Source organism: Bradyrhizobium sp. LM2.9 (assembly GCF_054056555.1).
Genome location: NZ_JBSRYJ010000002.1, coordinates 7,123,150 through 7,135,427 on the forward strand (window position 1 = coordinate 7,123,150; position 12,278 = coordinate 7,135,427).

General features: G+C 60.3%; 8 protein-coding genes and 1 pseudogene. 7 read left to right on the forward strand and 2 right to left on the reverse strand.

Translation table 11 applies throughout. The annotated features are described in order from the left end of the window. Positions 1–530 precede the first annotated feature (530 nt). Positions 531–1,556 (reverse strand): annotated as a pseudogene (locus ACVWW3_RS36290) (IS110 family RNA-guided transposase); the annotation flags it as partial. Between the two features lie 344 nt (positions 1,557–1,900). Between ACVWW3_RS36290 and ACVWW3_RS36295 the strand changes: the two are divergent. From ACVWW3_RS36295 to ACVWW3_RS36325, 7 genes are all read left to right on the forward strand, one after another. After that, positions 1,901–2,365 (forward strand): DUF2840 domain-containing protein, encoded by a 465-nt coding sequence (locus tag ACVWW3_RS36295; RefSeq protein WP_456651507.1) that lies wholly within the window; start codon positions 1,901–1,903, stop codon positions 2,363–2,365. A 26-nt stretch (positions 2,366–2,391) separates the two neighbouring features. Continuing rightward, positions 2,392–2,871, forward strand: coding sequence for a S26 family signal peptidase (locus tag ACVWW3_RS36300; protein ID WP_456652112.1), 480 nt, complete (start codon positions 2,392–2,394; stop codon positions 2,869–2,871). 305 nt (positions 2,872–3,176) lie between these two features. Further along, positions 3,177–3,770, forward strand: a complete 594-nt coding sequence (locus ACVWW3_RS36305; RefSeq protein WP_456651506.1) for a lytic transglycosylase domain-containing protein — start codon at positions 3,177–3,179, stop codon at positions 3,768–3,770. A 241-nt stretch (positions 3,771–4,011) separates the two neighbouring features. After that, positions 4,012–5,739 carry a relaxase/mobilization nuclease domain-containing protein gene (locus tag ACVWW3_RS36310; protein WP_456651505.1) on the forward strand — a complete coding sequence of 576 codons (1,728 nt, stop codon included), beginning with the start codon at positions 4,012–4,014 and terminating at the stop codon, positions 5,737–5,739. 1,280 nt (positions 5,740–7,019) lie between these two features. Continuing rightward, complete coding sequence (locus ACVWW3_RS36315; protein WP_456651504.1) at positions 7,020–8,999, forward strand: conjugal transfer protein TraG; 1,980 nt, start codon at positions 7,020–7,022, stop codon at positions 8,997–8,999. A gap of 13 nt (positions 9,000–9,012) precedes the next feature. After that, positions 9,013–9,432 (forward strand): CopG family transcriptional regulator, encoded by a 420-nt coding sequence (locus ACVWW3_RS36320; protein WP_456651503.1) that lies wholly within the window; start codon positions 9,013–9,015, stop codon positions 9,430–9,432. 988 nt (positions 9,433–10,420) lie between these two features. Next, entirely contained in the window at positions 10,421–10,945 is a 525-nt protein-coding gene (locus ACVWW3_RS36325) for an SDR family oxidoreductase (RefSeq protein ID WP_456651502.1), read from the forward strand. Positions 10,946–11,776: 831 nt separating this feature from the next. Here ACVWW3_RS36325 and ACVWW3_RS36330 read toward each other — a convergent pair. Then, positions 11,777–11,983 (reverse strand): hypothetical protein, encoded by a 207-nt coding sequence (locus ACVWW3_RS36330; RefSeq protein WP_456651501.1) that lies wholly within the window; start codon positions 11,981–11,983, stop codon positions 11,777–11,779. Positions 11,984–12,278: the final 295 nt, after the last annotated feature.

Genomic DNA, 12,278 nt, shown 5'->3' on the forward strand with positions numbered 1-12,278 from the left:
GCTATCGAGGACCTAAATCACACCTGAAGCACTGCAACGCCAATCCTTCCAGCTCTCTTAACTTTACTAACGTACTGACACTAACGTCTTGTTGTGAATCAGTGCGTTGTGAACAAGTCGGTCGTGCATGCAGCGAGGATGCCTCATGCGCGTACTCTGTCACGCGCAACACGTTCTTGCAATGCGATTCCTTTCTCCAACGTACGCGCGAGAACGCAATCGCGCGCAAAGCCACGCGATCATCAACTTCAGCGTCACCGCATCACGATCGTTGCTTCCGTTTGCGGCAGCTCGCTCGTCGAGGAGGACTCGCTAACGTCCGTAGTTGGCACCAAGGCCACCACATGCCGGAATCTGGAGAATGGGCGCTCAGGCTAACCAGGGCGCTGCATGATGGCCTCAAAGCTCTGCATGAGGCCGCCGGCAAGAATAGTTGCGATCTCACCCACATCCCCGTCCCCTCGGGAGACGCCGCTCCGCCGTGGCGGAAGAAGGTGGCAGCCATCGACGCGGCCGGTCCGCGAAGGCCCTTAACGAGCCAGTGCGGGCCGGCCGCGCTTGACGCCGGCGCCAAATCGGAAAGTCGTGCCATCGATCCAGATCTTGTGCAGCAGCACCGCGAGCGCTCGCGCGACCGCAGTCGCTGCGCGCTTAAGACCCTTCTTCCTGGCGAGCCGCAGGCCCCACAGCCGCAGCTTAAAATTCTTCGGGATGCGGGTCAGGATCGCGATCGCCGCCTCGTACAGCATCGCCCGCGTCAGCTCGTCACCGCATTTGGAGATGCTGCCGATCCGGTCGGTCTGGCCGGATTGATCGCGCCGCGGCGTCAGCCCGAAGTGGGCGCCGACATTGGTCGACTTCTTGAATCGCGTCGGATCATCGACGGTGGCGCGAAATGTCAGCGGCACGCGCGCGCCGCTTCCGGGCACCATCATCATCCGGCGCAGTGCGCTGTCGCTGCGCGCAGCTGCCAGCGGCAGGCGGTGCAGTTTTGCCAACTGCAGCCGTATGGCGTTGCGGGCGTCGAACAGCCGTGCGACGATCGCTTCCAATGCGCTCTTTCCGGCCATGATCTCGCGCACCCGCGCATCAAAACGGCCGACCGAGATCTTGCCGACCTGGAGGCCGAACGGGCTCAACAGGCCGCGGATCATGTTCTCCATGCCCAGCATCTTGCAGCGCATCGCCTTGCGCCCGACCAGCGGCGCGCGCAGCGGCTGTGCGCTCTCCGACTTGACATGAACCGTACGGAACCAACCGGTCCGCATCATCTGCACAATGCCTTTGGCGTTGCGCTCGGTCTTGTTCGCCATCGCGTTCAGCGCCGCCTTGGCGTGCCGGCTCTCGATGCAGATCACGACGAGGCCTTTTTCGGAAATCGCCGTGAACAGCCAGGCGCTGTACGAGAACGCTTCCAGGCCGACGCGCTTGAGGTGGATTCCCGGTTCCGCCAGGAACAGCTCGATCGCGTCCGGGTCGGTCTCGAGTGTCGTTTCCTGAACGACGTTGCCGTGGCCGTCCACCGCACAAACATTCGTTGCATGCAGTGACACGTCGAGCCCTGCATAAAATTCCGTCGTTCGTCTCTAGCATTCTCCGCCGGAACGCGCGCTCCGTTCCCTTCCCGGATTCTTGCCAAGCAACATCTGCGCAATCTGGCCGGCGAGGGGACACAAGCCACTACCTCGGAAAACCTGCAGTTCTTTCGATTCCTTCTATCGAATTGGAGCCTCGCCGATGTGGTCCCTTGCAGCAGGATTGCAGCAAGCCTTCGGCGACCACGATCCATCGCAGCGTCATTACAGCCGTCCTGCCGACGCAAAAGGCGTCTCGCACGATGCGCCGGTGATAGCCATTCTCGGGAGGTCCAAAATCCGTCTCAACAATAAGGAGCAGTCAGGTGAGCGACCTCACAACTGTTGAGCTCTTGTGGCTCGAGAAGCGCATCGAAAATCGGATCCGGTTCGGTCAACCTGCATCAGTGGAGATCGTTGACCATCACCGGCGCATTCTCTCGTTTTTGCCCGGCAGCATCTTCGCGTTCGTGCGCTGGACGTCCAACGACTTCGGAACCATCCTGTCTCGGATCGACATTTTGCGCGCCGTCGCGCCAGGGCAGCGATACTCAACCGTGCCTTGGGTCAGCCCCGGCGGCGAAAGCCTGCTGCGATTAGCTGGTTGGCCAAAGGTCGAACGCGTTCTCCAGTTGATCGACTCCGTAGAGTCACTGGGCATCGATCCCGCCGATGCAGCCCCCGAGTATTGGCATCACGCCCACAACCGTCTTTCCGTCAACGAAAAGCCACGAGCTTATACCCGTGGACGCCACCAGGCGTGGCTCCATCGGCGCAGGATCGCACTCTGATGGGACGGATGGGGAACATTCTTGCGATGTGTGGGGCGACAATGCTCGCGCTCTGGCCAGTCAACAACACCTCACCATTGTACATCTGGAATGCCTCGGACAGCGTGCCGATCGGCGTCTATCGCTTGCAAGAGGCCGGACCATTGTACGTCACTGAGCTCGTGGCGGTTCGAACGCCAGACCCGCTCGCGACTTTTCTCGATCTCAACGGCTATTTGCCAAGCGGCCTTCCAATGCTCAAGCGTGTGCTGGCGCTGCCCGGCCAAACCGTCTGCAGAACGGGCCTCGCAATCATCGTCGACAGCATACACGTGGGTGAGGCAAGCCAGCGCGATCGCCGCGGCCGGCCGTTGCCGGTCTGGCAGGGCTGCCGGGTCATTGCTGAGGGTGAAGTGTTTCTCATGAACTGGCAGTCGGCGGACTCGCTAGACGGCCGATATTTCGGGCTCCTGCCGAGATCGGCCGTCATTGGCCGAGCGCTTCCGGTGTGGACCAGAGAGAAGTGACAATGCCGGATCTCCCCTATTGGCCCCTCATTTCTCCATATGGCCGGTCGCAACATCGTTCCTCCGTCTCGGCCAGCTTCTTGACAATCGGCGCGCATTTCCCCGTGATCAGGCGACCTCAAGGCGGGCTGGGAGAAACGTTATACTTGGCGGCTGTCCGCCCAATTCGATGTGGGGCCACTGTTTGCTTTTTGGGAATTCTGCTGACGTTAGGACCGCCCTCGACAGCCAGAGCGGAGGTCGCATCGCGGGCACCAGCTGCGCACTCCACAACCCTGCTTCGTAGCGTTTCATACGCCCCGTTCGTGACCGAAGCCTCCCACCGGTTCGCGATCCCGGAGCGTTGGATCGATGCCGTGATGCAGGTCGAAAGTGGCGGTAATGCGCATGCCATATCGCCTCGAGGAGCGCTCGGGCTGATGCAAATCATGCCCGCGACCTGGGTCGAACTGAGCGCTCGTTACGGTCTCGGTATCGATCCGTTTGATCCGCACGACAATATTATAGCTGGCTCAGCGTACATTCGGGAGATGCTCGACCGGTTCGGATCGAGAGGGTTTCTTGCGGCCTACAATGCGGGACCGAAGCGATATGACGAGCATTTGGCGACAGGTCGATCGCTTCCAGAAGAAACGCAAACCTATGTAGCCAGACTCGCAGCATTGATCGGAATTGAGCAAAGCAACAGCCGTGGTTCGGCCGCCAGACACGTCGTCCTGTGGCAGCAAGCTCCTGTTTGTGTTGAGCGATACGGCAGCTCGTCCGCTACCGACAGCTTTGCATCAAGAGTGCGCACAATGAATTCGTCGAAGGCAGCGCCTAACGCCGTTACCAGTGCACTCGTACCTCGCGCGACAGGGCTGTTTGTGCATCGATCAGTCAACGTGCACTCTCCATGATCGCAATCGGATTTGGTCGCATGGCCTCGAAGGTTCTCGCATGTTTGAGAATGGCCGGGAGGGAGCAGGGGGGAGCCGCCCGCCGATGGCAGGATAAAAGCCGCAAGGTGCGGCCGGTCGGTTGTGCGAGAAAGTATATCCATTTCAATGATCGACTAAACATTGCGGCGACTCGGAGCAAAGTTCAGCTTTCCCCAAGGCGCTGTTCTTACCAGGGTTTCCGTGCCTTGCGGCGGCCGAAATGACGCGCGACGATGATCTTCGGATCCGTCCCGGCCGTATCCGTTCCACGCGCGCGCCCCGGACAAAGCCGTTTCTCGCGCAGGTACTCACAGCCGCTCAGAAGGCCGGCGGCCTCTCGCGAGGCAAGAATGGCCATGGCGGAAAGTTTGGACGCGGCCGCGCCGCGAGCATCGCTGCGGCACGGCTCCTCAACGCCCGCGGCCGCGGCGCTATGGTCAAGGCGCGGGTGGTGCGGCGGATGCGTTCGCCGGGCGCGTTGCGCGCCCATATCGGTTACCTGCAGCGCGACGGAGTCACACGCGACGGCGCTCAGGGCAAACTATTCGACGCTGAGGGGGATGATGCGGACGGTCGCGCCTTCGTCACGCGTTGCGAGGGCGACCGCCATCATTTTAGGTTCATCGTCTCGCCTGATGATGCTGGTGAACTTGCCAGCCTGCGTAGCTTCACTCGGGAACTGATGGACCAAGCCTCGCGCGACCTTGGCACACGGCTTGACTGGGTGGCGGTCGACCATTGGAACACCGAGCATCCGCACATTCACATCCTCGTGCGGGGCCGTACCGATGACGGTGCCGACCTCGTCATCAGTCGCGATTATATCGCTATGGGCTTACGCGCCCGCACCAGCGACCTTGTCACGCGCGAACTTGGCCCTCGTTCGGAGCTCGAGATCCGCCAGAGCCTTGAGGCGGACACGACAGCCGAACGCTGGACCAGGCTCGATCGGACGCTTGCCCGGGAAGCGGGGAAGGCGGACGGCGTTATCGATTTGAGATTTGAGCGGGATGCCGGACGCGATCCATTGCGGGAAATTCGGATCGGGCGGATGCGGACGCTCGAGCGGCTCGGCTTGGCGGAACCTGCGGGCCCCGCGGTCTGGATTCTGGCCGCCGATGCGGAGGCGAGGTTGCGCGCGCTGGGCGAGCGCGGCGACATCATCAAGCGGCTGCACAAAATCCTCACGCGGGATGGCGCCAGCCGCACGGCCGCATCCTGGGCACTTGAGGGCGAAACTCATGGTGAACCGATCGTTGGCCGTCTCATCGCGCGCGGGCTTGATGACGAGCTGAAGGGCACAGCCTTTGCCATTGTCGATGGGATTGACGGGCGCGTGCATCACGTGAAGCTTTCTGACCTGGAGGCGGCCGGCGATGGGCCGATCGGTGGGATTGTGGAACTGCGCCGGTTTGCGGACGCCCGTGGTCGAACGCGGATTGCGCTCGCGGTCCGCTCGGAGCTCGTTCTGGACCAGCAGGTCGCGGCGGATGGTGCAACATGGCTAGACCGGCAGCTCGTTGCGCGAGATCCTGCCGAGCTCTCGCGCAACGCGTTTGGCGCCGAGGTCCGTGCGGCACTTGAACGGCGCATCGATGTTTTGGCTGACCAAGAGCTCGCTCAGCGCGATGGCAACAGGATTCGGCTAAGACGCAACCTGATCGAAACCCTCCGCGACCGCGAACTCGACGTCGTCACACGACGTCTCATCGAGGAAACGGGGCTTCCGCACTTGTCATCTGATGTAGGTGAGCAGATTTCGGGGGTTTATCGTCGACGCCTGTCACTGGCTTCCGGGCGCTTCGCGATGATCGACAACGGCCTCGGCTTTCAGCTTGTGCCCTGGTCGCCTTCGCTCGAGCGGGACTTGGGAAAGCAGGTCAGCGGCATCGCCGGTCCAGGTAGTGTCGACTGGGACTTCGGGCGCAAGCGCGGCCTATCACTCTGACCTGAGGTCCCGGCGCTGCACTGCGCCCAATTGCAGGGAGGGAAGACCTTGTTGCCTCGCGTGGACTGGTCGGGCGGAAAAATGGGGGAGGAGCGATAGTGAGCAGCGAATAGCGAATGGCGGATCCACCGTCCGGAACTATCTCTTCATCGCCTCCGGGTTCCCTCGATTTTGGTGGCGCTCGATCATCAATTGGACGCAGCTGTGTGGAAGAATGCGCCGTTCACCCTTAGGTCGCTGAGACTCTCAACGGCTAAATCGGACAGCAGAACCCTTCCAATCTAGATGGCCATCCCGTGTAGCGGAAACGGCATGGGACCTTCGATCTTTAAGTGATCGGAAGGTGTCTGGCTCGGGCGTGATTGCTGTGACGATACTTCCGTGCGTGCTGGTCTCGGATGCCGATGGTCAGATGCTCTGCAGAAGACTGCGGCGCTTCGCGCACCGCCTTTCCGACCGCCAAAGTCCAGTTTGCTGGACCCAGTTGTGGGCGTGTCATCGAGCGGACGAATAACGATTTCAACCTGCTCGATTTTAATCCGGAGGCATTCGCGCGAGCATCCGCAGGCTGGCGAGGCCCGCAAGCCGGCGTTCGACAGGGCATAGCCGAAGTGCAACTCGATTCGCGCAATGGAAGATTTGGCAAACGCCAATTCGCCTGTCCCAGCTTCCAGAGAGACCGCAACAGCTGACGTACAATATCCAAGCACCTGGCTGGCCAAAACAACAGGGCACCAACAGGCGACCGGCTGGAGGAGGACTCGTTCGATGCCGATGTGCGGGAGTATCTAGATGACCGTCGACCCGGCAGTGTCGTCCCGTCCGAAATAAGCTCCTGCCGGGACTCTCCCCGCATGATTCTTGTACTCTGCGAGCCCCGCCTGCCGCCGATTTAATCCGGGAACGCCCGCCTCATCGATAACGCGTTGTGGCACGCCGCACTCTCTCTTGATCGCGCGCGCTTGACGGAGAGCTTAGGGCAGACGCGAGCTAGCTTTCCGGGCATCTATAACCCGGAGCCTCGCTTCGCGAAGGCCGGCCGGTTCGCCTCGAGCGGCAGCACGGTACGAGTTGATTGTCTCATCATCCAATCGCCTATCACGCGAAGCTGCTTGGGACGGTGCTTTGAGACGGCCTGTTCTACGCGAGGGATCTTTTTCGGCCCAAGCGCGGCTTGCCCGATCTGATCCGCCAATACCTTCGCCAGGGCGCGCGCGACTACGAGAAGCATAAGCCTCTGATTGTAGCCAACAGGTCGATGGTGTCGATATTAGCAAGCCATGTCTGCGACAAAAATCATCTGGCATCAGGTGATCCTGGTTTGCCTAATCGCGTTCACCTTCGTGTGGGCAGCGACCGAATGGACCGCTTATCAGCTTGCGTTTCAGCCACAGCTTGGACCGGCCTGGTTCAGGTTAGGGACCTGGCCCGTCTACCAGCCGTTTGCCTTCTTCATCTGGTGGTTTGAATTCGACGCTTACGCGCCCACGATATTCCTCCAGGGAGGCGCCATTGCCGGGAGCGGTGGGATCGCGGCAGTTGCCGCCGCAATGGTGCTTTCGGTCTTGCGCGCGCATGAGGCTCGCGATGTCACGACTTACGGATCAGCGCGTTGGGCCGATACGCGCGAGGTCAAACGGGCGGGGCTGCTAGGCAACGATGGCCTTGTGCTCGGGCGTTTTGATGGTCGATATCTTCGCCATGATGGGCCTGAGCACGTGCTCTGCTTTGCGCCTACCCGTTCGGGCAAGGGAGTCGGTCTGGTCGTTCCAACTCTTTTGACCTGGCCGCGTTCGGTGATCGTCCACGATATCAAGGGCGAGAATTTCCAGTTGACCTCGGGATGGCGCGCGCGCCTTGGAGATGTAATCTTGTTCGACCCGACAAACGCGGCAAGCGCCGCCTACAATCCCCTTCTTGAGATTCGCCGCGGTGATTGCGAAGTACGAGACGCGCAAAATGTCGCGGATATCCTGGTCGATCCCGAAGGGGCGCTCGAGCGCCGCAATCATTGGGAAAAAACCAGCCATTCTCTGCTCGTCGGCGCTATCCTGCATGTTCTCTACGCTGAAGCTGACAAGACACTTGCCGGGGTTGCCAGATTCCTTTCGGACCCGTGCCGCCCGATCGAGGCCACCCTGAATGCGATGCTTGCGACCCCTCACCTTGGTGATCGCGTCCATCCCGTCGTCGCTTCAGCTGCGCGAGAGCTGCTCAACAAGAGCGAGAACGAGCGGTCGGGCGTGCTGTCGACCACAATGAGCTTCTTGGGCCTTTATCGCGATCCGGTCGTCGCTAAGGTCACCGCGCGGAGCGATTGGCGCATTCGCGATCTCGTCGACAGATCGCAGCCCGTTTCACTCTACCTCGTCGTGCCGCCATCCGACATCGTCCGCACAAAACCCCTGATGCGGCTCATCCTCAATCAGATCGGACGGCGCCTGACCGAGAGCCTGGATGCCGACCGGCGCCGTCAAAAGCTCCTCCTGATGCTCGACGAGTTCGCAGCTCTGGGCCGCCTCGATTTTTTCGAGAGCCAGCTTGCCTTCATGGCGGGCTATGGCATTCGGAGTTTCCTGATCACTCAGAGCCTGAATCAGTTAGAACGCGCCTATGGGCCGAACCACGCGATCCTAGACAATTGTCACATCCGGATAGCCTTTTCCACAAATGACGAGCGCACCGCTAAGCGCGTCTCGGATGCGCTGGGGACCGCGACCGAATTGCGAGCCATGAAAAACTATGCCGGGCATCGCTTAAGCCCCTGGCTTGGGCACTTGATGGTGAGCCGCCAAGAGACGTCCCGTCCGCTCCTGACGCCTGGCGAAGTCATGCAGCTCTCATCGAAAGAGGCGATTGTGATGGTGTCGGGCCTCCACCCGCTGCGTGCCACCAAGGTTCGCTACTACGAGGACCCGCAATTCCAGAAGCGAATCTTCAAGCCCGCTAGAGCAGGAACAATTCTCTTGTCCTCGCGCCCGGATGAGGACTGGTCAGGGCACCCGCCCCCTGCGCCCTCGAACGAACTGGTTGGGATTCGGCAGCGAAAGCGTGGCGATCCGAACGGGGGGCGGCGGCGCGAGCTAGAATTGCCGCAGCACGAGGAGATCGAAATCAAGGCACCGCTCGCGGAACATGAGTTCGATGCTGGTCCCGATGAGCCCGACGCAGATGCGGTCCAGGCACAAGCGCTAAGCCGCGTAATGCAGGGATTAGCGCGCGCGACCAGCCTCGACCCTGACGATGGCATGGACCTCTGAGTGGGACAAATCGGTGAAAAAGGTTCAGCTCAGTATCTACCTTGATCCGCAGACATTCAGGACTCTTGATGTCTTCGCGGAGCGTCGTGGCCAGCCCAAGTCGCTGGTCGCAGAGGCCGCGATCGCTTCATTTCTTTCGCCTGACGATTCCGACCGACGCGAGGCGGCTATTGCCAAGCGGCTGGATCGCATCGCACGGCTGCTCGAGCGCCTCGAACGCAATGACAGCATCACTCTCGAGACGCTCGCCCTGTTCGTTCGCTTCTGGTTGACATCGGTGCCGGCATTACCAGAACAATCCAGTCCAGCCGCTCGCGCCAAAGGCGCCGAACGTTATGATCGATTCGTTGAAGCGCTTGGCCGAAGGCTTTCCAGTGGATCAACCGTTCTGAAAGAGGTGAGCTTGGATTCGAACGCCGCAATTCCAGAGTAATTCAACAACGGCCGGAGCGGGCGGACGATGCAGGACTACAAGTGAATTTGTAAGGGTGCTCGCGCCGAGTACATGCCGCAAACAACGATAAGGCGGATCGAACGGAGCGAGCGCGTTAGATCGGGATCGACGGCAGATATCTAAGGGTAGCAGCCGCATGACATGAATGCTGAAATGTGAAGGGAGTTGAGGCGACGTCCGGCCCCATCCGAGCTGCCGCTCAATGGAGTAACGCTGCTTGCTTGAGCAAGCGGAAGGCTAATCCAGAGTTCTGGAAGGTCTTCTCAATGGTTGCCCTACCAGTTTTCGCGAATTGCATTGCAGGTCCTCTGTGTTAGTAGTCCACGTTGTACCGTCCTGGTGTGCGAACATCCTGTCGAAAAATGCGAGCCCTTGCATCGCCCTTCAGCAAACTGATGCGATGTTATCCGTTTACGTCAGATTGCAATCGGGCATCGCCCGAGACCGCCTGCAATATGCTTCCACAATTCCAGAGGAACGGAACTAAATCATTCTCTTCCGATCGAAGAGACAACTGCGCCAAGAGAAGCACATCGGCTTGGAGCCGTTGAATGAGAACCAATTCCCTCGGGATGGCGACGATAGCCAAGCATCCTCACACCAAGATCAAACTGATCAGCTCTCTCGCCTCACGACAAGACGGCATTACGCAAGCATAGTTGCGCGAGGCCACGGGATGGAAGCTTGTCCCGATGCCCCTGATCGCCAAGCGGTGCAAGATGAAGCTGATTACCAAACGTACGAAGGGCAACGTCACTCGCAACAATGGTAAGATCGCCAGCAAGAGCGGCCACAGCAGTAGCCGGAGCGACTACCGACACAGTAGGCAGAAAGCCTTCTCAATGCATAAGCGAAGCGATGCGGAAAACGCGTCATGAGCCAAAGTCCTGCAGGGCATTGCGCAGCTATCCGGACAACGAGGCTTGACTATTGGCGCTTGTCGCGCCGGCTATCCCGCTTCGAAGGAATGCGCAAAACCATTATAGCTTATTTCGATGCCAATGCCGAAATAGTGAAACTCGGCTCGCTCGCGGAAACAACGCAGCACAGCTTTGACGTCATGAGAGTCGATTTCCCTAGATCCTATTTCAATGTTCAGAACGCGCCGCCTCTCGCGCGCAATATAAACGCGATCGTCTTCACGGCGTCTTCGTCCGATCAGGTCGAAATCGCGGGAACATTGGTTGTATCGGCATCCAAGGCCGCACTGTGCAACATGACGCGAGCCCTTGGCACCCAACTGATCCGCCGAAGCGCTCGGGTAAACGCCGAGAGCTCGGGCGTCACCGAAAGCCCGCCGTTTAGGAAGATCGGCATTTCCGAGGCCAGCGTGCAAGACCGCGGAACGGTCCTGCTGGAGCAGATAGCCGCGAAACACTTCGGTAAGCCACGGAAGATCGCGGCGCGTGAGCTTCCTCGCTTTCGGCGACGCATCCTACATCACCGGCATCGACGTGGCTGTCGATGGCATCCTTGCAGCGCGCCGCCTTGAGATCTGGATGTTGCCTCGATGAGGATCCGCTCATATCGGGAGACCACATCGTCAGCTCGAGACGGCTCGTCACGGCAGGTCTTTCCGAGCGGCCCCAAACGGCGGAGAGATCAGGTCCGGGCGATCCTCGCCGGGGAAGCTGGCGGCTGAAGGTGAACGCGCACTCAAGCTACGGTGATCTCCATGCAAGGGCATCCAGCATCCTGCGCAACACGAGCGCCCCATTCGGATTAGGAATTTTATGGAGGACGACAAAACCAGATCACTCGCCGAGAAGGTGCCCACGCTTGCGCTCAACGATCCGGACCCAGCCCGCGGCTCGAGAACTGGGCCAAAGGAGTACGAAAAACTGTGTCCTGGACCCGGCCTGCAGACGCGATGAAGATTCATAACTGTCGCCGCACGGTGCTCTGGAAGGCGCCGGCACGCTCTCAGTAAACAACCGCAGTTTCAGGGCGCAGTATCCAGGCCTATGCTGGGCGTATGGAGCAATCAGTACTTTTCAGGTGCCCGGGCACGGGCATGAACGTGCAGCAACTGCTGACGGGACTGGAGCAGATCGGTCCCGATACTCATCTGCCGGTCGTTTGGCCGGCATGCTCCTCGGTCCGTTTCCTGAATGCCTCCACCGGCAAGGTGTGGCGACCACAGTCCTTCCGAAATGCGGTGAGGGCAGTCGACGGGTGCCATCCCGCATGCTCACTCCGGTTTGGGTGCGCATCCTTTCCCGGTGTAGTTCGCGCATCGACCTTGGAAAATCCAGCGCCTTGGAGCGGTGATGCTTGCTGCCGCTGCAGGCGGCGCAGTCGACGTCGCTGCCAGCGCTCTTCGTCAAGCTTCGCCAGCATCGGAGAAGGCGCTCACGGTTGGCGCGGTGCGGGGCAGCGGCAGCGTGCGTTGGAGATTGCGGCTGGCCGGCGAAGGTTTCCCCAGCTTAGCATTGTATTTCTCGGCGAGCACCAGAAGCCGCTTTCGCGTGAACGGGTCGGCCTGATCGCGGGCCCGCTGTGCAAAGCTCCTGTAGAACTCGCCATCCATGATGTGCCCTCACTCAACGCCACCAAGATTTGCATTTAAGTACATCGGCGGCTCCGACGTCAAGCCCGGCGAGCAGGTTGGGCCTTTCGCAGAATGTTCTGCGACGAGCCTGTAGCAGCCGATCTGGCGCAAGTAAGATCGCCGTCGGCAGGGGCAATTCACATGTCAGTCCTCCATCGGATCCGGAGCGATGCCCGGACTGCGGGGGACCGATGAATCTCCTGGCTGGCGAGGACGGGCACAACGAGCGCTACGTTTGCAGCCATAGAGGGGGACCCGCTGCGCGATCCACCCG

Coding starts and splice junctions, on each gene's coding strand:
- ACVWW3_RS36300 (WP_456652112.1), top strand. CDS start 2,392: ATGTGTGGGGCGACAATGCTCGCGCTCTGGCCAGTCAACAACACCTCA.
- ACVWW3_RS36310 (WP_456651505.1), top strand. CDS start 4,012: ATGACGCGCGACGATGATCTTCGGATCCGTCCCGGCCGTATCCGTTCC.
- ACVWW3_RS36315 (WP_456651504.1), top strand. CDS start 7,020: ATGTCTGCGACAAAAATCATCTGGCATCAGGTGATCCTGGTTTGCCTA.
- ACVWW3_RS36325 (WP_456651502.1), top strand. CDS start 10,421: ATGCGCAAAACCATTATAGCTTATTTCGATGCCAATGCCGAAATAGTG.
- ACVWW3_RS36330 (WP_456651501.1), bottom strand. CDS start 11,983: ATGGATGGCGAGTTCTACAGGAGCTTTGCACAGCGGGCCCGCGATCAG.